The following is a 26,044-nucleotide window of genomic DNA, read 5'->3' as shown; positions in this document are numbered from 1 at the left end:
CGCAGAGAAGCCGCGGCTTACGCGGCGGCCTTCTTGCGGTTCTGCTCGATACGGCGGTCGACCAGCGCCACCTGCGCGTCGATCGCCGCATTGCTCAGACCTTTCTGTTTGGCGATGAGCTGCACGAGCTTGTCGGCGCGTTCGATGTTCGGCGCGCCGTTCTGCAGGGCGCGCGCAGCCGAAGCCGGCCGCACCAGCGACTGCGCCGCGGCGGCGTATTTCTCATACGGCACGAGATCGGCCGGATTGGCGCCGAGCTTGACGCAGAGATCGAACACGAAGTCGTAGACCGACTTCGAGGTCGCGGGATCGGAATGCACCGCCTCCTGCGCGGTCCGCATGCCGTCCTCGGTGACGCAACGGTAGTTGCCGGCGAGCAGCATCGCCCACTTGGCGAGCGGCACGAAGATCGAGTCATAGACGCGGAGCTTCACCGGCAATTCGATCTTGGTGCCGTCACCCGGATCGAACCGGATCGCGTCGATCTCCTGCTCGAGCTGGCGCAGGATCGCGGTGCCCTTCGGATCGTCGAACTTCGCTGCCTTGAAGTTGGTCGGCAGCGTGACCATCAGCACGTTGACCTTCTCGTCCGGCGGACGGATCGCCTGTGGGTCCGGACTGCACAGCGTGAGATAGGTCGGATCGAAACTGTCCCACACCCGCGCATCGGTATAAGCGGGCTCGAGCGCCGCGTAGTCGAGGCCTTTGATGCGTTTGACGTAAGGCAGCGGCGGCATGTTCATGATCGACATGCACGGCACTTTCGATTTCGCCACCGCATCGAGCAGCTCGCGCACGCCAGGCGAGCGGTACTGCGGCTCCTGCATCGCCAGGCAGATCAAGTCATAGTCCTTGGGATTCACGCCCGCCGCACCCGAAGCCGTCACCTTGCCGGGAAGCTTCGTCGAATCGAGCAACACCGGATCCTTGCGGCCTTTCACCGGCAGACGCACGCGGAAGCCTTCCGTGTTGATGAGGTCGGCCTCAGCCGGCAGGCAGACGTGGTGAACCCTGTGTCCGCCGAACAACATTTTCGAAGCGAGCAGTGAGCCATAGGCCGCGCCCAGGATCAGGATGTTGTATGGCATGGCGGGTGTTCCTCTGTCGGTTGAAAATGCAGAAGGTTCAGGCCCTTGGCTTGAGGAACCGACGGACCATCCTTCGTTGGCGCCCATGCTATTTCGGGGGGCGGAACGATGCAATGCGGGCGGCGTTCCATCGCCCATCGCAGCGCAATGTCGATGCACCCGAGACAGACGTGGGTTGTCGCATCATTGTGCGACAGTCCGGCGCAGCATGTGATATTTTGCCGGCTCTGCCGGTCATGGAGGTCGTTATGAATTCGAAAAAGCTCGTCCTCGAAACCACCGCGCCGTTTCAAGGATTGCCTGAGCTCGTTGCCCACAAGGAAGGCCTGTTCGCCAAGGAAGGCCTGACCCTCGAATGGGTCGAGCGCGAAAGCGACGACAAGAGCACCAAGGTCGACGTCAACAGCCCGAAGGGACTCGATCCCTTCTCGAGCCACGGCAAGATGCTCGAGCAGGGCAAGGCCGACCTCTACAACGCCTGCGAATGGGGCAACTACTGCCGCGTCCAGGACACCAAGGTCGGCAGCCGCCAGGTCGGCCGCCGCGGCATCGTCACCTTCGCGGCCATCGTGGTGCGGCCGGACTCCGAGGTGTTCACACCGCAGCAACTCGCCGGCAAGACGGTCGGCGTGCCGTTCTATTTCGGCACTCATTATCTCGCTCTGCATCTGCTCGACGGCTTCATGCCGCGCGATCAGATCCGGCTGTGCCGCGTCTCGAACGGCTCGCGCGAGCGTTACAACGCCATGATGAAGGGCGAGGTCGAGGCGACCACGCTGACCGAGCCTTACGTCTCGCTCGCCGAGAAGAACGGCTGCCGGGTGATCTGTTCGGCCTTCTATCACGGCACCGAGGTGGCCTCGGACCGGGTCGACGCCGAGACCTACGGCGCCTTCAACCGCGCGGTGCGCGAGGCGGTGAAGCGCATCAACGCCGACAAGGCGAAGTACCTGCACTACTTCATCGACTATCACGCCAAGAAAGACCCGGAGATCGCGGCGCTGAAGCCCGAAGATCTCCGCGCCGGCCGTATCGTGGTCATCGATCCGGCTCCGATCCCGGCGAACGAGTTGCAGAACACCTACGACTGGCTGAAGAGCTGGGGCATGCTCGAAGAGACCGCGACACCACTCGCGCTGGTCAATCTCGACGTGCAGCGCGCCGCGCACACGATCGCGGCGGAATAAGCCGCACTCTCATTGCTCAGCGGCTTCGCTCCGGATAGCCATGCCAGTGGCTATCCGGAGTTTTTAATTTGCCGGACCGTTCTTTACTTGGCCGCGGCACCATTGGCCGCCTTGATGATCGGCTTCCACTTGTCGAGTTCCGCTTTGTGGAACGACGCCAGCGATTCAGAGGTTTGCTGTTCGCGGGGGAATATCTCCTCGCCGATATCGGCAAGCCGCGACCGCAGCGCACGATTTTCCAGGGCAGCGGCGATTGCAGCATTCAGCTTCTGAACCGCGTCGTGTGGCGTATTCTTCGGCGCCCACATCGCCTGCCAGGCCGAGGCATAGAATCCTGCCAGTCCGGCCTCATCCACAGTGGGTACGTCCGGGAGCGCCGGCAACCGCATTTTGGCCATCACGGCGTAGGCCTTGATCGCACCGGTGTGCACGTGCGGCAGCGAATTGGGCGCCAGATCGAACATGAAATCGATATGCCCCGCAACAAGATCGTTGATCGCCGCTCCAGCCCCTCGATAAGGAACGATGTTGAAGCGCGTGCCGGTTTGCTGCTGAAAGAACACGCCCGCGAGGTGCGTTAGACTGCCCAGACCGCCGCTGCCCTGCGATGCCTTGTCCGGATTGGCCTTCAACCAGGCGATCAACCCCTTCAGGTCGTCCGTCGGAAATCCCTTCCTCGCGACAACAAGCAACTCGGTCGTTGCCAGTAGCCCGACCGGTTCGAAATCGTTCACGACATCGTATGGGAGGGTCAGCTGAACACCGTTGATGACGTGCGTGATCAGGCCGCCGAAGCAGAGTGTGTAGCCGTCGGGCGCGGCCCGTGCGACCCGGCCGGTGCCGATGCTCCCCGCGGCCCCGGTCACATTTTCCACGACGACGGGCTGCCCGAGCGAAGTCTGCATGCCTTCAGCCAGGATTCGAGCGGCCACATCGAACGCACTGCCCGCCGGCAGCGGCACAATCATGGTCACAGGGCGTGACGGATAGTCCTCCGCTTGGGCAACGACCGACGAGACCAAGAGCAAAACACACCCGATCAGCAGCTTCCTCATGATCCGCCTCTTTCAACGTTCACGGCACACCAAGGGATGTCATTGGCCGAAGATGTTCAGCTGCCCAGGCACACGCTCGCGAGATCTGTGCCCACCACGATGGTTCCAGTAAAGCCGCCGTCCTGGGCGGCTTTACTGTAAGCTGCCGCCGTCAGTGGACCGCCCGGGACCTTGAACGGGCCCTGGCGGTCGGCGCCAACCGGCGGAATCAAATGCGTGAGCATCAGATGTTTCGCGCCGGCGCGATGCGCCATGGCGCCGAGATCGAAAACATTGGGCTGACGATAATAGGCGTAAGGGTACATGCCGCTGCCTTCGTCGGGGCCCATGATCGGATGAATGGCCGAATGCACGATGATGTCGGCGCCTCTCGCCAAGCTCTCGACCTGATCCGACGTCGATGAAGCGCGAGGCGGCGCAAGCTGATCGTTGCCGGCGTCGCCGCCGATCACCACGCTGCCCGACGGCGTGTCGACCCGATATGAAACGTGGCCGGCCATATGCGTCGAACGCACGGCACTGACTTTCACCTCGCCGGCGTGCCAGACGATCGCCGGCTTCTCCGTCGGTTCGAACGTGGTCGTGCGGAGCAAATCCGCGGGGCCGCCCGCAGTGCGATCGGCCCGCTCGGAATGACGCTGGGCAATCTCGCCGGAATGGATGAAGGCATCGGCGACATGCGCGACGAATTTCCGGCCGCTGATCGTGAATCCCCGGTCTGACACCACGTCATCACAGCAGACGACGTCGAGCTTCGGTCCTGAACCGTTGAACATCCAACGCAGCAGGACAAGGTCGGCGAAGCCTTCGGTGTGATCGGTATGCATGTGGGTGAAGAACACCGCATCGAGCTGCGCCGGAGGAACGCCGAGTTGCGAAAGCCGCATCGTGGTCCCGCGGCCTGCATCAAACTGAAGATTGAGAGGGTCGCGGCCGTCCCCGCCATAACGCACCAGCGTGCCCGAGCCGGCCAAGCCGTTGAAAACCGCTGGGCCGCCCGCGGTGCCGGTCAGCGTGACAGTCAAGGACATGGCGCGGAGCCTCTTCCCGCTCGGCGCTGCCCGTGCCGGGATGCGCCGTCATCCGCAGATTTGCCAGCGAGAGAGATTTAAGGGAATTCCCCATTATCATAATACATGTTAGGTAAAATCCTTATGGTTCGTCCCATCCCCTGGGAACAACACATCGGTCGCCGTCTGCGTTTGCGCGACCTGTTTGTGTTTTTCGCGGTGGTCGAGACCGGCAGCATGGCCAAGGCGGGCGCCAAGCTCGGCGTCTCCACGCCGTCAATTTCAGAAACCATTGCGGCGCTCGAACACACGCTTGGCGCGCCGCTGCTCGACCGGAGCCCGAAGGGTGTCACGACAACCGCGTACGGCGAGGCCTTGCTGTTCCGAGCGCGTGCCGCCTTCGACGAATTGCGTCAGGGCGTTCGTGATATCGAGTTGATCGGCGATCCTCATGCGGGAGAACTCCGGATCGGATGTCCGGAATCGATCACGGCGGGTTTCTTGCTGCCAATATTGCAGCGTCTCACCAAGGCCTATCCTCGCGTGCGATATCACGTGCAGCAGGTGCAGCAGCCGACCGTCGAGTATCCGGAGCTTCGCGAACGCAAGGTCGATCTGGTCCTGGCCCGATGGGGCCGCGACCTCGCGAAAGATGAAATTGATCCCGAAGTGGATGTCCAGGTCCTTTTGGACGATCCCTATCTTCTGGTTGCCAGCGCAAACAGCAAATGGGCGCGCCGTCGCAAGATCGACCTGGCCGATCTCGCCGGCGAACCGCTGATCGTGCCGCCCATCGATGCCTGGGGTGGAGCACTTGTCGCCGAAGCGTTCAAGCGGCGCGGCTTGTCAGCGCCCAACTTCGTGGTATCGACGCTGTCGATTTCGCTGCGCAACGAAATGGCGGCGAGCGGCCAGTTCATCACGCTGCTGACCCGATCGGTGGTGCGGACCTTCGCGAAACGCTATTCACTCAAGGTGCTTCCGATCGACCTGCCGGCCCATCGGTCGCCCGTCGGCATCGTGACGATGAGGCATCGGACACTGGGGCCAGCGGCGCAACTGTTCGTCGAATCCGCCCGCGAAGTTGCGCGGAGTTTGACCGCCGAGTCGAAGGCTTGAACGGCTCAGCCGTCGTGACCGCATTGCCGCGAGCTGACGTTCGGGCTTTATGTTTTCAGCCGCCGCGATTCCGGATCGCGGTTTTTCTGGAAGTCGTAAGAAAAGCCGTAGGGATCCGACGGTGCAATCCCGGTGTTCGGGCCCTTGAGCTGGAGGCTCAGCCAGCTTCCGCCGGTCTCGCACTTGATCTCGTAGATCGTGTTCTCGGGGAAATCGACCAGACTGCCCGGCCCGAACTTCTGGTCGTTCAGGATGAATTCGCCTTCGAGGATGTAGCGAAGCTGCCAGAAGCCATGCTTGTGCGGGATTTCGTAAACGCCCGGTTCGAAATGGTGCAGCCGCACCAGCACGTCGTCCTTGAACATCAGAACCTTGACCTGGGCCAGCGGCGAAGGCGTTGCCTCCCAAGGCAGCTTGTTGGCATCGACCGAGTGAAGCTCGGGCAGTTCAGGTTTTCGGGTGGCCATTCACAAGTCTCCTGATGTTGAGAAACGAAGTCCCGCCGGTCATCGCGACGCGTTCACGACCCGCGATCCCTTGAGCAGGCCGCCAAACCGCGATGCTTCCGACTTGAGGAAGCGGCCGAGTTCGTCGGGGCCCATATGCATGACCTCGACGCCCTGCTTGGCGAACGCCGCGCGCACCTCGGGGTGGGCCAGCGCCTTGGCGATCTCCTTGTCGAGCCGCTCGATGACCGATGCCGGCGTCCCGCCCGTCGCCATGAAGCAGACCCAGGCATCGATCTGCAGACCCGGGAGGCCCGCTTCGGTGGAACTCGGGATGTCGGGCGCCAGCGGCGAGCGCTCGTTCGAGGTCACCGCGAGCGCCTTCAAGGTCTTGGCCTGAACCTGCGGCAGCAGCGATGGCATCGCGCCGACGGCGAGATCAACCCGGCCCGCGATCAGGTCCGGCGTCGCCGGGCCGATGCCGTTGTAAGGCACGAAGGTCAGGTCGACGTCGCCGAGCTGGGCCAGCATCTCAGCGCCGAGATGATTGGGTGTGCCGATCGGCGAGATCGCCATGCTCACCGACCGGGGCTTCTGCTTCGCGATCCGGATTGCGTCGGTGATGTTTTTCGCAGGGAAAGACGGCGAAGCGACCAGCAGCATTTTCGCCACGGCGGCCATCGACAGCGGCACCAGATCGCGATCGTAGTCGAAGCCTGGATTGGGCAGCAGCGTCGGATTCACCGACTGGTTGGAGCCAGTCATCAGCAGCGTGTGGCCGTCCGGCTCCGCCTTGGCGACGACACCCGCGGCGATGTTGCCGCCGGCGCCAGGACGATTCTCGATCACCACGGGCTGGCCGATCGAATCGGCGAGATACTTGGACAGCACCCGCGGCACGATGTCGGTCAGACCGCCGGCCGCCGAGATCACCTCGACCCTGATGGGCTTCGCCTGCGGCCAGTTGTCGGCGCGAACCGGCGTCGTTGCCGCCGTCACGATGCCTGCGATCAGCACAGCAGCCGCAAACTGGCGTTGCATGTTTCTCTCCCTTTGGTACCGCTGGCCTTTTCGGCTCATGCGTTTGTTGTGAGGCCGTTGCTATCGGCCCTCGACCGTTATCCCAGCAGCCCGCTCCATCGGACGGATGATTTTCGTCAGGTCCTCGCGCTCGCCTTCTTCAAAGGCTGCCTTTCGGAAGCTTTCGATGACGGCCTCGGCAAGCGGCACCGGCACACCGTTCCTTCGCGCCTCGCCGCTGAACGCGTCCAGGTCCTTGATCATGAGGCCAAGGGTGCCGCCGTGGCTGAACTTCCGCGTCAGCACCTGGGCCGGAATCTTGGTCAGCGTCGCGGTGTTCTGCCCGGTGCCGTTGTTGAGCACCTCAAGCATCGCAGCGGGGTCGAGGCCGCACCTGCGGCCCAGCACCATCGCCTCGCAGGCGAGGGCGAGGTTCGAAGCCGACAGCACGTTGTTGACGTACTTCATGACCTGCGCGGCGCCGACACGGTCGCTGAGGTAGACGATCTTCTTGGCATAGTGGTTCATCACCGGCTCGGCGAGCTCGAACGTATCGCGGGAGCCTGAAGCCATCACGGTCAGCGTTCCGTCGCGCGCCCGGGGCACGCCTCCCGTCATCGGCGCGTCGAGCGCCGCGATGCCGCGACTGCCGAGACCCGCCGCAAGCTCCTCGAGCAGCGCAACCTCGTTGGTGCCGAGATGAACGTAGGTCTTCATTCGGTTGCCCCGGATCAATCCGTTCGGTCCGAGCACAACGTCGCGATACGCATCCGCCGACGTGATGCAGACAAAGACAATGTCGGCCTTGTCCGCCATCTCGGCGGGAGTCGCGGCGATCGCCGCGCGGTTGTGAAACGCCGAAGCTTTCGCGCCGGTGCGGTTGTAAACGACGACCTGTTCGCCGCCTTGGATCAGCCGCTCCGCCATCGGCACACCGATCGCGCCGAGCCCGGCAAATCCGACGACACGCGCTGCTTGTCCCGCTTCCATCCGTCAGGTCCGCGTTGAAGATGCAGGACACTGAACCGATCGCGTCTGCCTTTTGCGATCGTCAGCATGTTAGAGTCCGATCGCAAAATTGGTACGGGCCTTCGTCAGACCGGGCAAATTCATAAAGCAGAACGGGGCATCGCGAGGTTCGATAGCGGAACCGGATGCTGCAAAGCAGCATCCGCGCGGGACATGGCATGGATTTGCGTCAGCTGCGCTACTTCGTCGGGATCGTTCAGGCCGGAAGCCTGTCGCGGGCAGCTAATCATCTGCATGTCGCGCAGTCGGCGATCAGCCATCACCTCGCGCAGCTCGAATCCGAGATCAAGAAACCGCTGGTGACGCGCGGCTCGAAGGGCATCGCCCTCACCGAAGCCGGCACTGTGCTCTACCGCCACGCCGAAGCCATCCTGCGGCATATCGATTTTGCCAAGCAGGATGCGATGACGACGCTCGCCGTGCCGTCAGGCCGCGTCGCCATCGGCTTCCCGTCGGCGCTGTCCAGCATTCTCGGCTACGAGTTGTTCGTGCAGATGCGGCACGCCTATCCGCAGATCGTACTTCACCTGACCGACGGCAACAGCTCGCTGCTGCGCGAGCGGCTGGACAATGGCCGCCTCGATCTCGCCGTGCTGTTCCTGGGCAAGTCCGAGCGCGGCCTTGCGGTCGAACCGTTCGCCAACGAAGAGCTGTTCTATGTCTCGGCAGAGAAAAAATCGCGCCCGATCAGTCTGGAAGAAGCAGCCAGCCAGCCGGTCCTGCTGCCCGGCCCCGGCAGCGGCATCCAGAAAACCGCGCGGGAAGCCTTCGCGCAGCGCGGACTCGATCTGACCGTGATCGGCGAGATCGACTCCATGGTCGCGCTGCGGCGCGCGGTGGCGGCGGGCCTCGGCAACACGATCCTGCCCTGGGCCGCAATTGGCGATGGCGAGTCCGTGGGAAAGCTCCATCATCGGCAATTCTCCGACTTCCGTCTGATCCGTCCGGTTGCGCTGTGTTCGTCGGAGGTCTCGCAACGCAATCCGGCCATCGAAGCCGTCGCCTCGACGCTGAAGCTTCTGGCCCGCAAGCTGATCGAAGGCCGCCGCTGGCACGGCGTGACCGCGATGGAGACGGCCGGCAGCCATCTGGATAACAAGCCATCTGGATAACCGGTGCCCCCCTAGAGACTCGGCATTGGATTTTCCAAAGCGCCCCCGCCTATTTTTCCGCGGCAATGCAACACGGGAGCGCGCCAATGGGCATCGAAGGCACCGCCGTCAACCGAACCGTCGATCCAGCTACGAATGCCGACGGCGTGCGCGTGTTCTGGATGCCGGGGTGCTCGTCCTGCGTGAAGGTGAAGGAATTCCTGAAGAAGCTCGGCGTGCCCTATGAGTCGGTCAATGTGCTGACCGATCCGAGCGCCGAAGCCGATCTGCAGGCGATGGGCGCCATGGGCTTCCCCGTCGTGTCGCGCGGCAAGACGTTCGTCTGCGCGCAGTCGCTGGACGACGTTTCGAAATTCCTCGGCCGCGACGTGAAGTTCGAGCGCCTGTCACCCACCGAGCTGATGGACCGCTGGTTCTACTTCTCCGACATCGCGCTGGAGATGGTCGACCGGATTCCGCAGGAGCATCTGCAGGCGCTGCCGATCCCGAACCGCAATCGCACGTTCCACGGCCTGTCGTATCACATCTTCCAGGTCCCGGAGGCTTTTCTGGAAAACGCCGAGAACGGCGAAGAGCACTTCGACAAATATTTCGATTCACCGCCGCCGGACGATGTGACGACAAGCGCGCATGTGCGCGCCTACGGCGATCGCATCACGGCCCGGCTGCGCCGCCACTGGGCTTCATTGCCGGACAAATCGTTCGGCTGGACCGTGAAGACCTTCTACGGAATCCAGCCGTCGCACCACTTCCTGGAACGCTCGGTGTGGCACATGGCGCAGCACATCCGGCAGCTTCAGGTGGTGCTCGACAGCTATAGTGCGGCTCTCAACCGCCGCATCGACGAGACGAAGTACAAAGGCCTGCCGATGCCGGAAGGCGTCTGGGAGTAGCGTCAGCCTCGCCTTCCGTCACTCGCTTTCGAGCGGCGCGCCATTCTTGGCCCGGATCGCCCGGAATACGGTTTCGGCGTTCAGCGGCATCTCGGTGATGCGGACGCCGACGGCATCGTCGATGGCGTTGGCGATGGCCGGCGACGGGCAGAAGGTCGACACCTCACCCACGCCTTTCGCGCCGAACGGGCCGCCCTCTTCCTCGTGCTCGATGGCGACGTTGTCCATGACGTCGGGAACGTCGTGGAAACCCGGAATCTTGTAGTCGGCGAGCGAGGCGTTCGTGACCTGTCCGCCGTCGATGTACATCTTCTCGAACATCGTGAAGCCGACATGCATCAGCGCCGCGCCTGAAATCTGCGTTTCCACGGCCTTCGGGTTGATGGCTTTGCCGCAATCGACGACGTTGACCAGCTTCAGAATCTTGACGTGGCCGGTCTCGGTGTCGACCTCGACCTCCGCGCCGCCGCCGGCGATCAGCCAGAACGGCGTGACCTTCGTGCTCTGACCGTTCTCAGGATTGGGCGAAATATAGTCGGGCTTGAAGACACCGGTGCCGATGATGTTTCCGGCCTGCATGCCGTAGCGCTTCTGGAACAGCTCGGCGATCGGAACGTTGGAGCCCTCCGGCTCGCCAACGTCCTTCGCCAGCCCCTTCAGCTTGTCGCGCGCGTCCTCGGCCGCGCGGCGCACCGCATGGCCCATGTGGAACGTCGATCGCGAGCCCAGCGTCCCCATGTCATAGGGCGTAGAATCCGTATCGCGGGGAATGACGCGGATCGTCTCGGCCGGGACGTTGAGCACCTCGGCGGCGATCTGCGCCATCACGGTGTCGGAGCCCTGCCCCATGTCGACGGTGCCGCAATACAGAATGATCGAGCCGTCCGCCGCGATGTTGACGATCGCGACCGAGGTGGTCGGTGAGGTCACGGCTTTGATCGCGATGGCGATGCCGCGGCCGCGCCGGACCGTGCCGCTGCCTTTGTCAAAGGGAGCGGACCAGTTCATCCGCTCCAGCACCTTGTCGAGAATCCGTTCGAGCGGCGCATCCTTGATCATCTGGCCGGTGGCGTGCGGACGGCCCTCCGGCACGAGATTGGTCCGCCTGAACTCAACCGGGTCGAGCTTCATTTCGCGGGCCATCATGTCCATGTGGCTCTCGTAAGCCCACACGAGCTGCGGCACGCCGAAGCCGCGCAGCGCGCCGGCGGGCGTCAGGTTGGTGTAGAGCGCCATGGAGTCGATCGACACGTTGTCGATGTCGTAGGGGCCCGACGCGGTGAGCCCGGCCTTCTGCGTGACACGGGGGCCGATATCCGCGTAGGCGCCGCCGTTCCAGATCACCTCGCAGCGGCGGGCGACGATCTTGCCGTTCTTGTCGACGCCGCTCTTGATCCGGTACGTGCAGGGATGGCGCGTGACCTGATAGAACATCTCCTCGAATGTGGTCGCAACCTTGACCGGCTTGCGCGCGACCATGGAGAGCGCGAGCGCCAGCGCCTCCAACTTGATGTAGAGCTTGCCGCCGTAGCCTGAGCCAAGATACGGCACCTTGATCCGCACCTTGTTCTCGGGCCAGCCCAGCAATCGCGCCATCTCGATGCGCACGAACGAGGGTCCCTGAGACGAGTCATAGAACGTGACGTGGTCGTCCCGGTAGTCGCAGATGCAGGCGAACGGCTCGAGCGGCAGATGCAGGACCTTCTGCGTCTTGAACTCGTGCTCGAATTTGAATTCGGCGGCCGCGTAGGCCTGGTCGAAGTCGCCGCGACGCAGCTTGTAGTTCAACGCCACATTGGTGTCGCGCGCGCCCTTCAGGTGCTTCAGGTCGGCGAAGGATTTCGCGGGCTTCAGCTCGTCGTGCACGTAGACGTTGCTGGTGACGGCCTCGACCTCGTCGAACACCGCAGGCAGTTCTTCGTATTCGGCGGTGATGAGCTGCACGGCCTGTTCGGCGACGTGGGGATCGGTCGCCAGCACGGCCGCAACCGGCTCGCCGACAAACCGGACCTTCTGATGTGCCAGGATGGGCTGATCGTGAAAGGCCGGCCCGTAATAGGGATTGGGCAGAACCTTCATGACATCGTCGATGGTGACGACGTGCAGGACCCCCGGCATCGCCTTGGCGGCGCTCACATCCACGGACTTGATCCGGCCATGCGCCACCGTGCTGCGGAACAGCTTGGCATGGAGCATGCCCGGGACCCGCATGGTGTGGGTGTATTCGGCCCGTCCGGTCACCTTCTCGCGGCTTTCCAGCCGGGGGACCGATCGGCCGATCTGCGAGCCAAAGTTGCGGGCCGGAGGGTTGAGGGTCGTCACCATTCGTTCAGTCCGTTCCTTCCACCGGTACAGTCTGCACTGCACCGTGTTCCAGGTTCCTGGAGACCATGCCAGCAGATACCGCGGCGTTAAACCCACGGGAATGACTTTGCGCCATTCGGTCACCGCATCGGCGGCAGGCAGGAAGCCCCCGCCCTCAGCGGTCGCGAATCTCGACCGTGGCAGTCCGGCCAGCGACCAGAGCCATGCTCTTGCTGTCTTTATCTAGCGCAACGCGGACAGGAATGCGCTGCGCCAGCCTGACCCAGGTGAAGGTCGGATTGACGTTGGCAAGCAGGCTCGATCCGGAGGTTCGTTCGCGATCCTCGATGCCGCCGGCGATGCTCTCGACGTGACCATTCAGAACGCCGTTCTCTCCCACGAGGCGGATCGTCGCAGGATCGCCGACGTGGATGCGGGGGAGCTTGGTTTCTTCGAAATAGCCTTCGACCCGGATGGTGTCCTCGTCGATCAATGCCATCACGCCGCGGCCCACGCTGACATAGGCGCCCGGGCGAAGATCAACATTGGTGACGCGGCCGTTCACCGATGCCTGGACCTGAGAGCGGGCGAGATTGAGCTTGGCGAGATCGCGGTCGGCCAGCGCCTGATCGTACGCCGCCTTCGTCTCCTGAAAGGTCGCACGCGCGGCTTCGAGCTTTTGCCGGGACACTGTGGCGTCGTTGAGCTGCACATAGCGGTCGTAGTCGAGCTTGGCCTGCTCGGCCGCCGCGGTCTTGCCCTCGAGCGCCGCCTCGGCCTGCCGCAGCGCCAGCTTGAAGCGCTCCGGATCGATGCGGAACAGCACGTCGCCTTTGGCGACCTGCTGGTTGTCCTTCACCAGCACCTCGGTCACGAGGCCCGACACGTCGGGCGTGACTCCCACCACGTCGGCGCGGACTTTGCCATCACGCGTCCACGGCGCCTTGGTGTAGTAATCCCACAAGGCCACCCCGATCACGCCGGCAACGATCACCACCAGCAGTGTTACGACCGGCCTGAGGCCGCTGATGTGGGGCAGCTTCATGACAGCACCTTTGCGGCGACAAAGACAATTGCACCAAGAAGAATGACATAGAGCGCGGCGTCGAACAGCGGACGATGCCAGATGAAGCGGTAGACGCCTGCCACGCTCAAAACGCCACGCACGGCGAAGTAGACCACATAGGCCACCGCCAGCCAGACCAGCAGCGCGGGGACCAATACGCCATAGATATCGAATTCACCGATCATGCCGCCACCTTCACCGCCGGTGCGGTTGGTCCGTATTCGAACGGCGGGGCGTCCGGAAACAGGCTACGCCGCAGATCGGTCAGTCCGAGCAGGGCCTGATGGCGCCGCGTGCACTCCTCGTCGGTGGCAAACAGACGAAGGCAGGCATCGAGCTTGGCGAGCAGGTCTTCCGACGGATGCAAGGCCTCGCCTTCGAAGTGGCAGCCGACCGCGTGCATCAGATCTGTCGCCATCCGAGCCTCTTCGGCGGTGAGCGACGGAAGCGAGCGGTCGAGTTCGACGAGATTGATCCCGACCCGGACCTCGGACAGAAGCTCCGCGGTCCATTCGGCGTCTTCGGGAGGCAGCGCGTTGAGCCGCGTAGCGACCAGCCCGATGCGGTCGAGCATCAGGGCGGCAAGCTCCATCGCATCGTCAGGTCCGCCGTGACGCGTTGCATCGGCGAGGCTGTCGCGGTTCATGTGCCGCAAGCGCCTGGAAACGAAGGCGGCGCCCACCGAGCGGATCAACTGCGTCACCACGACCGCTGTGCCGACGCCAAACAGCACCGCAATGGCCGAATTGGTGAAGGCCGAGAAATCGGCTTTGTAGCTGTCCTGCAGGGCCAGCAGCGTGAAAAACACCAAGCCTGTGCCCACGCCGTATAGAAATGTCTTTGGACGGTTGATCAGGAATCCGCAAACCAGAACGAGTGGAGCGAAAACCAGGATCAGCATCTCGATCGTCGTGACGCGCGGCAGAATCACGAAGAGATAGAAACAATCCAGAACAATCGCGATCACTGCCGACTTCGCGAGGTTCTTGATCTGCGGCGCAGGGTCGTCGAGGCTCGCGAAAAAGCTGCTGGCGACCGCCGCAAGCATCGGCGCGGACGCGCCATCCGGCCAGCCGGAGGCGATCCAGAACGCGCCGGCAACCAGCACCGACACGAAGGCCGCGAAGCCGGACAGCAATGCAATCCCGCGATCCTGATGGCGAATGGCATGCGCCGCTGCCGTGTAGCGGAACAGCAGGGGCTGTTGAATGCCGCGCCCCGCGATGACGTCCCCCTCCAGCGTCCGGGCATCCAAACGCAGGTCGATCAAGTCCTTCATCCGCACCAGGAGGCTTGTGGTCAGGAGTTCGATCCAGTTCGGCGTGCAGTGATAGCGCGGCATCAGCGCATCGAACGATGCCCGCAAACGATCCGCAGTCCCCGGATCCTGCGGCGGCCACGTCGAAATCCAGTGGGCCAGCTCGTCCAGACCTTGCTGCAGCCGCGGCGACATCGCCTGCAGCTGCTGCAACGCCGCCACCCGGTCATGGATCGCAGACATGACGGGCAGAAACATCAGCATGTGCTGCCGGAGCGTCGCCACCGCGCCCGCGGACTGCTCGCGTCCTGTGGCTTCGTATTGCAGCGAGGTGATCACCGCGTCCAGGCCGGTTGCACCGCAGGCGAGCCTCAGCCGCTTGGCCAGCGTGTACGATCCGGGCGCGCCGCGAAGCACCGCACAGATCCATTCGCGCGCGTCGATAAACCACTGCTCCAACTGCTTTTGGATCGCCGGCGCCACCGACCGCGGCAGGAGAATCGACAGGATCAGGCTCGTACACAGAATTCCGAGCCCGATCTCCTCGACGCGGGCGACGGCGACGTCGAACATCGAAGTCGGATCGCTCACGTTCGGAAACCCGACAAACGGCGCCGTGAATCCGGCGAGCATCAGCACGTAGCTGCGCGGCGTGCGGTCGAGCACGGACAGGTAGAGGCACACCCCGACCCACGTCGCCATGGCGAGGGTGAGGAGTTCGGGAGCCTGGACGAGGTTTGGCACCATCACCAACCCCGCCGCCGCGCCGATCGCCGTGCCGTAAAGACGGTAGGCCGCTTTCGAGCGGGTCGCGCCGGTCAACGGCTGCGCGACCGCCATGACGGTGGCGAGCGCCCAATAAGGCCGAGGCAGATCGAAACGCAGCGCAACCCAGACCGTCAGCGCCACCGCGGCGAGCAATTTGAGACCGAACAGCCAGTCTTCTCGGGTGGGCACGGATCAATGCCTTTTTGAAACGGACACACGATGGCCCCCCGATCGTATGCATCAACGGTATTCGGATCGCATCACAGAGATGTGCAAATCAAAGTAGGAGTATACGCACATATGCTCAAGAGGGGGAGCAAAACCGGACGCTTGTCGTGCAGAGCCGAACGCGACATGCTGCCGGTCATAATCAATGGGAGGATTGTTTATGAAATGGGCAACGCTGGCGGCTGCTTTTATGGCCACATGCTTCGCATGGGCCGGGTCGGCCGTCGCGGCTGATATTCCCGACGCTTGCAACAGCACTCAGGCCGCGGTGACCGGCGGGCCAACCCCGCCAGCCAACTCCGACGTCGTCGTCATCCGCTGGCTCGGCAACGCCAATTTCGAATTCGCCTACAAGGGCAAGGTCTATCTGTTCGACGCCTATTTCAACCGCACGCCGCGGGCGCACAACATCGGCTTCAAGGCGGAAGACATCAAGAAGGCCGAAGCGATCTTCGTCTCCCATGCGCACTTCGATCATATCTCGGACATCGGCACGATCGCGAAACAGACCGGCGCGCCGGTGGTGGGCGCGCCGCTGTCCGCCGAGGTCGCGAAGAAGCTCGGCGTGCCCGACCAGCAGATCGTCGTCGCCAAGGGCGGCGAGACCATGAAGTTTGGCGATGCGACGATAGAGATCGCGCTCGCGCAGCACTCGACCATCCAGGCCGGTCTCACCGACATCTACGCCAAACTTTACGAGAACGACTCGCCGCCACTGTCAGAAGACGAGAAGAAAGAGTTGGTGGCGGTCCGCTCGCGCGGCACGTTCGATCCCAAAGTGATCACCGAGGGAACGCTCGCTTATGGCATCACGTTTCCATCGGGCTTCAAGGCGGTGCTGATCGGCAGCGCCGGACCGATCACGCCGGGCGTCAAGGCGCTGGCTGAAAAGCTCGGGCCGGTTGACGTCGCGATCATCGCCTATCAGGTGCACGCGGTCGCCGATACACAGATCGGCTACACATGGCCGTTCATCGAGCTGTTCAAGCCGAAGCTGTTCCTGCCGGCGCACCACGACGCCAACCCGCCGGCCTGGGTCGATCTCGGCCTCGAGCCGATGTTTGACAAGATCCGCACGAACATACCGGGCACGGCCTATCTCGCGCCGCTCTACCGTTCGCCGATCTGCGTCTCGGGCGGCGGCGTGGACAAGGGCAAGGTCGTGTCGTTCAAGTATTGAGGATGGAAAACCGCTAGCGCGGCTTCTTGCGGACCCGCGGCACGAAATCGGTGCGGGCCGGACCAATGCCGGCGAACGGCTCGGCGATGTCGAGCACGAACAGGTCGCCGCGATAAAGATACGTGCCGGCCGTGACGATGCGGTTGTCCGCGTCGGTCCGCCAGCGCCGCATGCAGACCAGCGAGCCGGTCATTGAGTACTCCAGAAGCCGCGCCGTCTCGTGGTCCGGATGCCGCGTGGTGATTTCGAGCCGCGAATCTGCGATGCGCACGCCGCTGTCGCGCAAGAGGCGCGCGATCTTGGTCGAGCCGTCCTGACCTTTCGGGAACTTCGCGTAGACCTGCGCGGCGATGTAGATGTCCATCAGCGCGAAAGGCTGGCCGCGGAAGCGGTGGATTTTGCGGACCTGCGTGTAGTCCGGATAGGCTCCGCGCTCGCCACAGAGCGCCTCGGGCAGTTGCACCTTCTTATTCCGCGCCAGTATCTCGATGCTCTGGTCGGCGCCGAGGTGCAGCGGATCGCTGATCGCCTCCTTCAGCTCGTTGTTGGCAACGCGGCCGCCCGGGCTTTTCAGGACGAAGGTGCCGACGCCGCGGCCGCCGTCGATCAGCCCGTCGGATTTGAGAAGCTGCAGGGCCTGTCGCACGGTGTTGCGCGCCACGCCGTATTCCTCGCAAAGCTCCTCGATGCTCGGAATGCGATGGCCCTCGCCCCACTCGCCGGTCTCGATCCGGCGCCGCAGCACGCTGGTCAGCCGCACATAGAGCGCGATGCGCTCGCTCTCCGGATCGAGCCGGTGGCGCACGGCGGTCGGCAAGGCGTCTGCATTCACGGCCGCATGGGCTCCATCAGAAATCCGCGAGATCGAAAACGTCCGCTGGATTGTCGGCGTTCATGAGCCGTTTGCCAACCAGATCGCGTAATGTTTCCGACGTGCCGCCGCCGAGACTGCCGTAACGCGCGGCGCGGTACATCCGCGACACGAGAAACTCGTCGGTGAAGCCGTAGCCGCCGAACACCTGGATCGCCTCGCTGGTGATACGGACCGATATCTCGTTGCAATAGATCTTGGCGGTCGCGGCCAGAAGCGGATCGGGAAACGGGTCGGCTCCGGCGCAGGCGCGGTAGAGCAGCCCCCTCGCCGCCTCGATCTCGCGCCACATGTCGGCCAGCTTCCAGCGCATGCCCTGGAACTCGCCGATGCTGCGGCCGAACGCCTTGCGGCTCTTCGCATAGGCCAACGCTTCGGAGAAGGCGCCTTCGGAGATGCCCAACGATATCGCCGGGTTGAGACAGCGCTGGGTGTTGAAGGCCGAAAGCAGCTTCTTGAGGCTGCCTGGACCGAGCAACAGGTTCTCCTCCGGCAATTCGCAATTCTCGAATGCGATGGTGTGGAGATATTCGCCGCCCATGCTGTGCGAGCGGTTCTTGTGCACGAGGCCTTTCGTGTCGCGATCGACCAGCACGCAGCCGATGCCCTCGCCGCCGGGCTGATCGTCGACCCGCGCGAACACCACGAAGGCGCTCGCCTCTTCGGCGCGGCTCACCAATGATTTCGTACCGTTGAGAACGAGCTTGCCGCCGCGTCGTTCGACATTGGTCGTGTAGGCGCCGACGTCGGTGCCGGCGTGCGGTTCGGTCATGCAGATCGAAAGCAGATGCTCGCCCTTGGCAACGCCGGGCAGGAGGCGCTGCTTGACGGCCTCGGGCGCATAGGTCGCGATGATCCGGGTCTGCGTGCCGACCTCGCCCAGCACCGCCATGGCGGTGACGTAGCAGCCTTTCGCGATCTCCTCGAGCACCAGCGCGGTGTCGAACACGCCGAGCTCCATGCCGCCATAAGCTTTCGGCACCGCCATGCCGAGGATGCCCATCTCACCGAGCTTCCTGATGTTCGGCCAGGGGAACGCGCCTTGCATGAACTCCTCGCCGCGCGGCTTGAACTCGCTCTGCACCACGGCGCGCACGTCGCCGATGAGCCGCCGCTGCGCATCGCTCAGCTTGAAATGAAAATCGGTCAAGGCGTTCACTCCAGAAGAAATCATTCTCGCCAGGTTCTCGTGCACATGGCGCATGGGAGCCCGGCAGGATCGGAAAGACCGCCGGACGTTTTGGGCTTTAAAAGTACCAAAGATGGTACTATGGTTACAACAACAATAGACGACGGTTCCGAGGGCGGGAATGCTCGAACGCGTGCAGGTGATTGAAATCGGCCAGGTGCTGTCGGCGCCCTACGCGGCGACGATCTTCGCCGACCTTGGCGCCGATGTGATCAAGGTCGAGAAGCCGGAGCTGGGCGACGACGCGCGCCATATGGGCGCGGCCTTCGCGCAGGGCGATTCGCTGCACTTCCTCGACATGAACCGCAACAAGGCGTCGGTCACGATCGACCTGAAGTCGGCGGAAGGCGTCGAGCAGTTGCACGACCTGCTCGAAACTGCGGACATCCTCATCCACAACATGCGGCCGGGCGTGGTCGATACGCTCGGCATCGACGGACCGGCGCTCTGCGCGCGGCATCCGCGGCTGATCTATTGCGAGATTTCCGGCTTCGGCAACGGCGGTCCGATGAAGAAGCTGCCGGCTTTCGAACCGGTGGCTCAGGCCTTCAGCGGCATCCTCAGCATCAACGGCAATGCGGACGGGCCGCCGGCGCGCCTCGGCGTGTCCGTGGTCGATATGGGCACCGCGATGTGGACCGTGATCGGCGCATTGTCGGCATTGCATCAGCGCGAGATCACCGGCAAAGGCGGCATCATCAACACCTCGTTGCTCGAGACTTCGCTCGCCTGGGCCGGTCCGCACATCGCGGGCTACCTCAACGAAGGCCGCGTGCCGCAGCGGCTCGGCACGGCGCATCCGCATCTCGTGCCCTATCAGACGTTTGACGCCAACGACGGCTCATTGCTGATCGCCGCCGGCAACGACCGGCTGTTCGAGCGGCTGTGCGGCGCGCTCGGCACCCCGGAGTGGAAGACCGACCCGCGGTTCAAGGGCAACCGCGCGCGCATCACGAGCCGCGTGGAACTGATCCGGCTGATCGCGGAGAAGATCGCGACACAGCCGCGGCAGTTCTGGATCAAGACGCTGACCGAGTCGGGCGTGCCGTGCGCGCCGGTCAACACGATTCCCGAGGTGCTGAAGGAACCGCAGGTCGAGGCGCTCGGCATCCTGCAGAAGGTCGCGGACACCGGCGTCACACTCGCGGGCCTGCCGCTCAGCTTCAACGGCCAGCGACCAAAGATCCGCAAGCTCGGACCGCGGCTCGGCCAGGACAACGCCACCCGTATCAAGAAGAAGACGCCGGTGAAATCATGAGTACAGTCGAATTGAAGGCCAAGGACGGCCACCGCCTCGCCGCCTATTGCGCCAAGCCCCAGGGCCAGCCGCGCGGCGGCCTCGTCGTCATCCAGGAGTTCTTCGGCGTGAATGGCCACATCCGCCGGGTGTGCGACCAGTTCGCCAATGACGGCTATCTGGTGCTCTCTCCCGCGATCTTCGATCGCGCCGAGCGCAACGTCGAGCTTGGCTACGACGAGGCCGGCATGAACAAGGGGCGCGAGCTTCGCGCCAAGCTCGTGCTCGACAACTGCATGATCGACATCCAGGCCGTGATCGATGCGGCGGGTGCTGCGGGCAAGGTCGCGCCGCTCGGCTATTGCTGGGGTGGATCGCTGGCTTATCTCGCGGCCGCGCGGCTGAGCGGACTCGCCTGCGCCATCGGCTATTACGGCGCGCAGATCGCAGGCCATTCGAACGAAACGCCGCGGGTGCCCACGCTGCTGCACTATGCAGAGGTCGACGAATACATCCCGCAGGCCGATATCGAGAAGGTGCGCAACGCGCAGCCAGCCGTGACCATCTACCAATATCCAGGCACCGAACACGGCTTCAACTGCGACGACCGCAAGTTCTGGGAGCCGAAAGCCGCGGCGCTGGCGCGCGAACGGACGCTCGCCTTCATCCGCCAGCACGTCGGCTGAAATCAGGAACAAGAGCCGCCTCACGACAAGCGCGGCATACGGGAGGATATGATGCTGACACGACGGTCCTTGCTTGCGGCTCCGCTGCTTGCGACCGCGCTTGCACCCTGGCGCGCGAAAGCCGCAGCCGCTGAATTGCCGGCTGGCACCATCACGTTCGTCGTCTCGTTCCCGGCCGGTGGCAGCACCGACGTGGTGATGCGGGCCGTCGCGGCGAAGATGCAGGCGCGGCTCGGCCGGGCCGTCATCGTCGAGAACAAGGCCGGCGCCGGCGGCGCAATCGCCACCGGCTACGTGGCCAAAGCCAATCCGGACGGGCTGACGCTTCTTGCCTCCGCCAGTTCGCTTGCGGCCAATCCGACGCTGTTCAAGAGCCTGCCGTTCGACACGCTGAAGGACTTGCAGTCCGTCTCTTACATCTTCCGCACGCCGCTGGTGCTGGTGGTGAACCCTGAGCGGCCGGCCAAATCGGTTGCCGATTTGATTGCCCTGCTCAAGCAGAAGCCCGGCGCGCTCGATTACGCCCATGGGGGTCCCGGCTCGGCGATTCAGCTTGCGGCCGAGCTGTTCCAGACCATGACCGGCACCAAGATGAACGGCGTCGCCTATCGCGGCTCGCCGCTTGCGCTCAACGACGTGATGGCGGGCCATGTGGCGTTGATGTTCGCCGATGTCGGCCCGGCCTCGGTGCTTCTGAGAGGCGGCCAGGTCCGCGCGCTCGGCGTGACCTCCACCGAACGTGTGCCCGCGATGCCCGACGTGCCGACCATCGCGGAGGCCGGCGTGCCCGGCTTCGACGCGGTCGGCTGGACGATCATCTCGGCGCCGTCGGCGACGCCACGGCCGGTCATCGATCTTCTGGCCAACGAGATTTCGATCGCGACGCAGGAGCCGGAGGTCCAGACCCTGATCACCAATATCGGTGCGCTGCCGGAGAAAAGCCCGCCGCCCGACGAAATACAGAAATTCCTCGCCGCGGAGATCGCGCGTTGGGGCGCTCTGATCGAGCGCGCCGGCGCCGCCAAATCGCTGTAGCCCTTTTCCTACCGGAGATTGTGATGACCGACGAAGCGACATTGCGCGCCAAGACCGCGACGCTGACCCGAATGCTGGGCCTGCAAGGCACCATCGGCATGTTCGGCCACGTCTCGATCCGCGTGCCCGGCACCGACAAGTGCTTCATCAGCCCCGGCGCCAGCACGGAAAAAAGCACGGTCCGGCCCGAGCACATCTTCGTCTACAACATCGACGGCACCATCATCGAGCATCCCGGCGGGCTCATTCCGCTGGAGTGGCGCATCCACACCCAGATCCATCGCGACCGGCCCGATGCGATGTGCGTCTGCCATCTGCATGCGCCGCATGCGCGCGCGGTAGCGATCGCCGGCAAACCGTTGAAGCCGGTGTTCCTGCACGGCTCGTTCCTCTGCACTGGCGTGCCCACCTGGAACAATCCGCGCCTGGTGGTGAACGACGCGCAGGCGAGCGACCTGTCGAAGACGCTCGGCGGTCATCTGGTCGCGCAGATGCGCGGCCACGGCACCGTGGTGGCAGGCGCGAGCGCCGAGGAAGCGTTCTTCGCTTGCACGTTCCTCGAAGAGAACGCGCAGATCATGCTTCAGGCCGACGTCGCAGGCGGCGCCATTCCGCTCAGTGACGAGGAGGCGCGCGACTGCGCCGCGGGCACGTTCAATCCACGGCTGTTCGACCTGCTCTGGAAATTCTACGAGCGCAAGGTCGCGCTGTAGGAGCGGACGCCCTAGCTTCCGGTCGCACCGTCCGGCGAGGGTGTCGGATTGTCCTCCGGCACCGATGACGGAAATGGCGTCGGCCGCGGCGTCATCGGCGTCACGGCGGGTCCGGTCGCCATCGGAGCCGGTGGCGCAGCGGCTATGCTGGGTGGGAGGCTGGTTTCAGCCTTGCGGTGCGGCGCGGGTTTCGGCTTTGCCGCCTTGGCTTTGGTTGCTTTCAGCGCGGGCTTCTTGGCGGGCTTCTTGGCCGGTTTTTTGGCTGGCTTTCTGGCCGCTGCCTTGACCTTCTTCTTGCGCGCCGGCGCGGCCTTCACGCGGCGTTTGGCAACTTTCGCCTTGCTCTTCCGGGACTTGACCTTCTTCGCCTTGCGCTTCTTTGCCACTTCGTCCTCCCTGCCGTTTGCAACGTTGGATCAGACTTCGACACGCTATTTCAAAACTTCGGGCACCGGTCCGCCGGTGGCCCAATCAATCAGTTCAACCGAATGCACCACCGGGATTGTCGTGCCCGAGGCGATCTGAGCGATGCAGCCGATATTGCCGGCCGCGATCACGTCGGGCGCGGTCTTGGCGATGTTACCGATCTTGCGGTCGCGCAAACGCGTGGCGAGTTCCGGCTGAAGGATATTGTAAGTGCCGGCCGAGCCACAACACAGATGCGCCTCCGGCACCTCCTTGACCGTGAAGCCACAAGCCGCGAGCAGGCCCTTCGGTTCCCGATGCAGCTTCTGGCCGTGCTGAAGCGAGCAGGCCGAGTGGTAAGCGACGGTGAGCGGACGCGGCGCGGACGCGGTGACATCGAGCGTGGCGAGATACTCGCACACGTCCTTCGCCAGCGACGACACCTTGGCGGCCTTGGCCGCATAGGCGGGATCGTTGCGCAGCATGAAGCCGTAGTCCTTCACGGTGGTGCCGCAGCCCGACAATGTCACCAGGATGGCATCGAGGCCCCGCGCCTCGATCTCACGGCTCCAGGCGTCGACATTAGCACGCGCCTTGGCGAAAGCACCCTCCTCGCGGCCCATGTGATGCTCGAGCGAGCCGCAGCAGCCGGCGTCCGGCACGATCACGGCCTCGACGCCATTCCGGTTGAGCACACGGATCGCGGCCTGGGTGATCGATGGCGTCAGCGCTTCGTTGGCACAGCCGGCAAGAACCGCGACCCGCGCCCGGCGCGCGCCTTGCGCCGGATACACGCCCGGATCAGTCATAGCGGCCGGCTTGCCGCGCGGCGCGAGGCGCAGCGCCGCAGCCAACGGCTTCAACCCGACCAGCGACAGCAGCGGCGCGAAGGGCCGCGCCAGCGCCGACGCCAGCATCGCGAGCCGCAGCCGGCGCGGATACGGCATGACGTTGGCAAGGAACTCGCGCATCAGCCGGTCGAGCAGCGGGCGCCGATAGGTCGCCTCGACATGAGCGCGGGCATGATCGACCAGATGCATGTAGTGCACACCGGACGGGCATGTCGTCATGCAGGACAGGCACGAAAGGCAACGGTCGATGTGGGTGACCACTTCGACCGTGGCGGGACGGTCCTGCTCCAGCATCTCCTTGATCAGGTAGATGCGGCCGCGCGGCGAGTCGCGCTCGTCGCCGAGCAGTACATAGGTCGGGCAGGTCGCGGTGCAGAAGCCGCAATGCACGCAGGCGCGGAGGATCTTGTCGGCCTCGGCGATGTTCGGATCGGCAAGCTGCGCCAGGGTGAAGGTCGTTTGCATCAGACCCCCGCCCACATCCGGCCCGGGTTGAGCACACCCTTGGGATCGAAGCTCTCCTTGACGCGTTTGCTCACGCCTGCGAGCGCCCCCTTCTGCAGTTCGAACACCTCGACGGCAGCGCGCACGGCAGCCGGCGCACGAACGAGCGTGGCATGGCCGCCGATTTTCGATACGGCGCGGCGGATCGCGGCGGCGCCTCCGTCATTCGACGGCGGCAACGCGATCCAGAGAAGGCCGCCGGCCCAGTCATAGAACCATTGCGCGCCCTGGGGCAGCATCGCCGCGAGTTCGTGGCCGCGGGTCGGCGCGGTGGAGACGCGCCACAGCGGCCACTCGCCTGACACCGCGCTGGCCCAGAAGGGCTTCGCGTCGCGAATGCTCCGCCACAGCGTCCGCGAATGGCTTTCGTCGGCCTGGTCGATAGAACCAAATGGCTTGAGCAGCGCAGTCAACGCGGCCTTGCGGTGATGCACCGACGGCGCGACTCCCTCCAAGCGGAATACGGTCGCAGCCTCCACCATATAGAGTCCGCCAACGTTCACCACCATGTTGCGGGGCAAATGCGCCGCCGCCGACACATCGCAGGACGAGCCCATCGCCGCCGCCATGGCCTGCGTGGCGCGGGCATCATCGAGGCCCGCGACCACGACGCTCGCCTCGGTCTCGGGCCTCGGCAATGTCTTGATCGTCACGTCGATCATCGCGGCGAGCGTGCCCCAGGAGCCGGCGAGCAGCTTGCAGAGATCGTAACCGGTGACGTTTTTGACCACGCGCCCGCCGGACTTGAAGGCTTCGCCGCGGCCGGACACCGCGGACACGCCGAGAAAATGATCGCGTGCCGCGCCGGCCTTGATCCGTCGGGGACCGGACAGATTGGCGGCGAGCGCGCCACCGAGCGAGCCTGAGCCTGGGTCGGAGCCCAGCACCGGACCGTAGTCCATCGGCTCGAAGTCCAGCTGCTGACCACGCTCCGCGACCAGCGCCTCGATCTCGGCGATCGGCGTGCCGGCCTTGGCGGACAGCACCAGTTCCTCAGGCTCATAGAGCGTAACGCCGGAAAGCCCGGACAGATCGAGCGTCAGGTCGGACTGGCTCGGCCGGCCGAGCGCGCGCTTCGAACCACGGCCGACGACCTCGAGCGTCTTGCCCTCGGACAGCGCCCATTGAACGGCGTCCTGCACGTCCTTGGCGTCGCGAGGCTTGAGCGCGTCGGTCATTCCATTGTTATGCAACGGAAGGACGCATCATCGCCAGCCTTGTGGTGCAGCGAACAGCGCTCTGACCCGGCCTCATGGTGAGGAGCAATGCGTCTCGAACGTCACAAGTCGGGTTTACCCGACTTGTGCGCTTAGAATGCCGATCTCGGGTAAACCCGAGATCGGACGGGCCGCCCCATCCTTCGAGACGGCGCTTCGCGCCTCCTCAGGATGAGTCGGGGATGGACCGCTGCGCCCCGGAAGAGCGTCTGAACTCAGTAGTGAATGCGGCGCTTCTTCTTGCTCTTGCGCGGCGGCGCGGGCGGTGGGCCGGCATAGTTGTAGCTCTGGGTGCAGAAACCGTTGTTCGCATTGCCCAGCGCAAACCGGCAGGCCCTGTAAGACGAGAAGGAGCAATCCTCTTCGACCCGGCCAGCACCCGAATTCGCATTCAAGCACCACCCTGCAGGCGGCGTGTTGGGCCGCCCGCCCCACCAGGTCTGACCCGCGTAGGGCTGGAACGGCTGCGCCACAGCCGTGCCGGCGCCAAGCGGCGCGACGATCAGCAGAGCCGCAATCACACCGGACAGACGCATGGGATGTCTCGCTTTCGTCAAAGGCCAGGACGGCCGC

25 protein-coding genes are annotated in these 26,044 nt (G+C 64.2%); 9 read left to right on the top strand and 16 right to left on the bottom strand.

Annotation, left to right across the window (positions count from 1 at the left end; all coding sequences use genetic code 11):
- Window positions 1-17: 17 nt before the first annotated feature.
- Window positions 18-1,088 carry a hypothetical protein gene (locus tag RHPLAN_RS07710; RefSeq protein WP_068015602.1) on the bottom strand — a complete coding sequence of 357 codons (1,071 nt, stop codon included), beginning with the start codon at window positions 1,086-1,088 and terminating at the stop codon, window positions 18-20.
- A gap of 248 nt (window positions 1,089-1,336) precedes the next feature.
- Here RHPLAN_RS07710 and RHPLAN_RS07705 point away from each other — a divergent pair, with 248 nt between their 5' ends.
- Window positions 1,337-2,275, top strand: coding sequence for an ABC transporter substrate-binding protein (locus RHPLAN_RS07705; RefSeq protein ID WP_157100123.1), 939 nt, complete (start codon window positions 1,337-1,339; stop codon window positions 2,273-2,275).
- Between the two features lie 83 nt (window positions 2,276-2,358).
- Here the strand turns inward: RHPLAN_RS07705 and RHPLAN_RS07700 are convergent, their stop codons facing one another.
- Window positions 2,359-3,330, bottom strand: a complete 972-nt coding sequence (locus tag RHPLAN_RS07700; RefSeq protein ID WP_068015588.1) for a Bug family tripartite tricarboxylate transporter substrate binding protein — start codon at window positions 3,328-3,330, stop codon at window positions 2,359-2,361.
- Between the two features lie 56 nt (window positions 3,331-3,386).
- Window positions 3,387-4,361, bottom strand: a complete 975-nt coding sequence (locus RHPLAN_RS07695) for an MBL fold metallo-hydrolase (RefSeq protein ID WP_084244499.1) — start codon at window positions 4,359-4,361, stop codon at window positions 3,387-3,389.
- A 105-nt stretch (window positions 4,362-4,466) separates the two neighbouring features.
- On the opposite strand from RHPLAN_RS07695, the gene RHPLAN_RS07690 reads away from it, so the two are divergent.
- Window positions 4,467-5,459 carry a LysR family transcriptional regulator gene (locus RHPLAN_RS07690; protein WP_084244497.1) on the top strand — a complete coding sequence of 331 codons (993 nt, stop codon included), beginning with the start codon at window positions 4,467-4,469 and terminating at the stop codon, window positions 5,457-5,459.
- A gap of 47 nt (window positions 5,460-5,506) precedes the next feature.
- On the opposite strand, the gene RHPLAN_RS07685 is transcribed toward RHPLAN_RS07690, so the two are convergent.
- The 3 genes from RHPLAN_RS07685 to RHPLAN_RS07675 are packed head-to-tail and all read right to left on the bottom strand — an operon-like array spanning window position 5,507 to window position 7,915.
- Window positions 5,507-5,926 (bottom strand): cupin domain-containing protein, encoded by a 420-nt coding sequence (locus RHPLAN_RS07685; protein WP_068015579.1) that lies wholly within the window; start codon window positions 5,924-5,926, stop codon window positions 5,507-5,509.
- A gap of 39 nt (window positions 5,927-5,965) precedes the next feature.
- The gene (locus tag RHPLAN_RS07680) at window positions 5,966-6,946 is read right to left on the bottom strand and encodes a Bug family tripartite tricarboxylate transporter substrate binding protein (RefSeq protein ID WP_068015577.1); all 981 of its coding nucleotides are present in this window, start codon (window positions 6,944-6,946) and stop codon (window positions 5,966-5,968) included.
- 60 nt (window positions 6,947-7,006) lie between these two features.
- On the bottom strand, window positions 7,007-7,915 hold the full coding sequence (locus tag RHPLAN_RS07675) for an NAD(P)-dependent oxidoreductase (protein ID WP_068015574.1): 909 nt from the start codon (window positions 7,913-7,915) through the stop codon (window positions 7,007-7,009).
- A 197-nt stretch (window positions 7,916-8,112) separates the two neighbouring features.
- On the opposite strand from RHPLAN_RS07675, the gene RHPLAN_RS07670 reads away from it, so the two are divergent.
- Together RHPLAN_RS07670 and RHPLAN_RS07665 are read left to right on the top strand one after the other, a co-directional pair.
- Window positions 8,113-9,066: a LysR substrate-binding domain-containing protein gene (locus RHPLAN_RS07670; RefSeq protein WP_198164762.1), complete on the top strand. Its 954-nt coding sequence runs from the start codon at window positions 8,113-8,115 to the stop codon at window positions 9,064-9,066.
- Window positions 9,067-9,152: 86 nt separating this feature from the next.
- Window positions 9,153-9,959, top strand: a complete 807-nt coding sequence (locus RHPLAN_RS07665) for a glutaredoxin domain-containing protein (RefSeq protein ID WP_068015567.1) — start codon at window positions 9,153-9,155, stop codon at window positions 9,957-9,959.
- Between the two features lie 18 nt (window positions 9,960-9,977).
- Here the strand turns inward: RHPLAN_RS07665 and RHPLAN_RS07660 are convergent, their stop codons facing one another.
- From RHPLAN_RS07660 to RHPLAN_RS07645, 4 genes are all read right to left on the bottom strand, one after another.
- Entirely contained in the window at window positions 9,978-12,284 is a 2,307-nt protein-coding gene (locus RHPLAN_RS07660) for a xanthine dehydrogenase family protein molybdopterin-binding subunit (protein ID WP_068015564.1), read from the bottom strand.
- 154 nt (window positions 12,285-12,438) lie between these two features.
- Window positions 12,439-13,308 carry an efflux RND transporter periplasmic adaptor subunit gene (locus RHPLAN_RS07655; RefSeq protein WP_068015561.1) on the bottom strand — a complete coding sequence of 290 codons (870 nt, stop codon included), beginning with the start codon at window positions 13,306-13,308 and terminating at the stop codon, window positions 12,439-12,441.
- Window positions 13,305-13,514, bottom strand: a complete 210-nt coding sequence (locus RHPLAN_RS07650; RefSeq protein WP_068015558.1) for a DUF1656 domain-containing protein — start codon at window positions 13,512-13,514, stop codon at window positions 13,305-13,307. The genes RHPLAN_RS07655 and RHPLAN_RS07650 overlap by 4 nt, the downstream gene beginning before the upstream one ends.
- Window positions 13,511-15,544, bottom strand: a complete 2,034-nt coding sequence (locus tag RHPLAN_RS07645) for an FUSC family protein (protein WP_068015555.1) — start codon at window positions 15,542-15,544, stop codon at window positions 13,511-13,513. Before RHPLAN_RS07645 ends, RHPLAN_RS07650 begins: the two co-directional genes overlap by 4 nt.
- A gap of 199 nt (window positions 15,545-15,743) precedes the next feature.
- Between RHPLAN_RS07645 and RHPLAN_RS07640 the strand changes: the two genes are divergently transcribed.
- A complete protein-coding gene (locus RHPLAN_RS07640) occupies window positions 15,744-16,763 on the top strand; it encodes an MBL fold metallo-hydrolase (protein ID WP_198164761.1) in 1,020 nt (339 codons plus the stop codon).
- 13 nt (window positions 16,764-16,776) lie between these two features.
- Here RHPLAN_RS07640 and RHPLAN_RS07635 read toward each other — a convergent pair whose 3' ends face one another.
- A complete protein-coding gene (locus RHPLAN_RS07635; protein ID WP_068015550.1) occupies window positions 16,777-17,595 on the bottom strand; it encodes a GntR family transcriptional regulator in 819 nt (272 codons plus the stop codon).
- 16 nt (window positions 17,596-17,611) lie between these two features.
- Window positions 17,612-18,784, bottom strand: a complete 1,173-nt coding sequence (locus RHPLAN_RS07630; protein ID WP_198164759.1) for an acyl-CoA dehydrogenase family protein — start codon at window positions 18,782-18,784, stop codon at window positions 17,612-17,614.
- 160 nt (window positions 18,785-18,944) lie between these two features.
- Here RHPLAN_RS07630 and RHPLAN_RS07625 point away from each other — a divergent pair, with 160 nt between their 5' ends.
- Genes RHPLAN_RS07625 through RHPLAN_RS07610 form a run of 4 tightly spaced genes read left to right on the top strand, consistent with a single transcriptional unit; the run spans window position 18,945 to window position 22,494 of the window.
- Window positions 18,945-20,081, top strand: a complete 1,137-nt coding sequence (locus RHPLAN_RS07625; protein ID WP_068015548.1) for a CaiB/BaiF CoA transferase family protein — start codon at window positions 18,945-18,947, stop codon at window positions 20,079-20,081.
- Window positions 20,078-20,746 carry a dienelactone hydrolase family protein gene (locus tag RHPLAN_RS07620; protein ID WP_068015546.1) on the top strand — a complete coding sequence of 223 codons (669 nt, stop codon included), beginning with the start codon at window positions 20,078-20,080 and terminating at the stop codon, window positions 20,744-20,746. The genes RHPLAN_RS07625 and RHPLAN_RS07620 overlap by 4 nt, the downstream gene beginning before the upstream one ends.
- A 51-nt stretch (window positions 20,747-20,797) precedes the next feature.
- A complete protein-coding gene (locus tag RHPLAN_RS07615) occupies window positions 20,798-21,781 on the top strand; it encodes a Bug family tripartite tricarboxylate transporter substrate binding protein (RefSeq protein WP_198164758.1) in 984 nt (327 codons plus the stop codon).
- A gap of 23 nt (window positions 21,782-21,804) precedes the next feature.
- The gene (locus RHPLAN_RS07610; RefSeq protein WP_068015542.1) at window positions 21,805-22,494 is read left to right on the top strand and encodes a class II aldolase/adducin family protein; all 690 of its coding nucleotides are present in this window, start codon (window positions 21,805-21,807) and stop codon (window positions 22,492-22,494) included.
- A gap of 11 nt (window positions 22,495-22,505) precedes the next feature.
- Here RHPLAN_RS07610 and RHPLAN_RS07605 read toward each other — a convergent pair whose 3' ends face one another.
- The 4 genes from RHPLAN_RS07605 to RHPLAN_RS07590 all read right to left on the bottom strand — a co-directional run bounded on the left by RHPLAN_RS07605 (window position 22,506) and on the right by RHPLAN_RS07590 (window position 26,007).
- Window positions 22,506-22,880 (bottom strand): hypothetical protein, encoded by a 375-nt coding sequence (locus tag RHPLAN_RS07605; RefSeq protein WP_068015534.1) that lies wholly within the window; start codon window positions 22,878-22,880, stop codon window positions 22,506-22,508.
- A 45-nt stretch (window positions 22,881-22,925) separates the two neighbouring features.
- The gene (gene glcF / locus RHPLAN_RS07600; protein WP_068030775.1) at window positions 22,926-24,215 is read right to left on the bottom strand and encodes a glycolate oxidase subunit GlcF; all 1,290 of its coding nucleotides are present in this window, start codon (window positions 24,213-24,215) and stop codon (window positions 22,926-22,928) included.
- A complete protein-coding gene (locus RHPLAN_RS07595) occupies window positions 24,215-25,432 on the bottom strand; it encodes an FAD-binding protein (RefSeq protein WP_068015530.1) in 1,218 nt (405 codons plus the stop codon). The genes glcF and RHPLAN_RS07595 overlap by 1 nt, the downstream gene beginning before the upstream one ends.
- A 254-nt stretch (window positions 25,433-25,686) precedes the next feature.
- Window positions 25,687-26,007: a hypothetical protein gene (locus tag RHPLAN_RS07590; RefSeq protein WP_068015524.1), complete on the bottom strand. Its 321-nt coding sequence runs from the start codon at window positions 26,005-26,007 to the stop codon at window positions 25,687-25,689.
- Window positions 26,008-26,044 lie beyond the last annotated feature (37 nt).

Source organism: Rhodoplanes sp. Z2-YC6860, assembly GCF_001579845.1.
Taxonomy (GTDB): domain Bacteria; phylum Pseudomonadota; class Alphaproteobacteria; order Rhizobiales; family Xanthobacteraceae; genus Z2-YC6860.
This window is presented reverse-complemented; position numbering and strand designations above follow the sequence as displayed.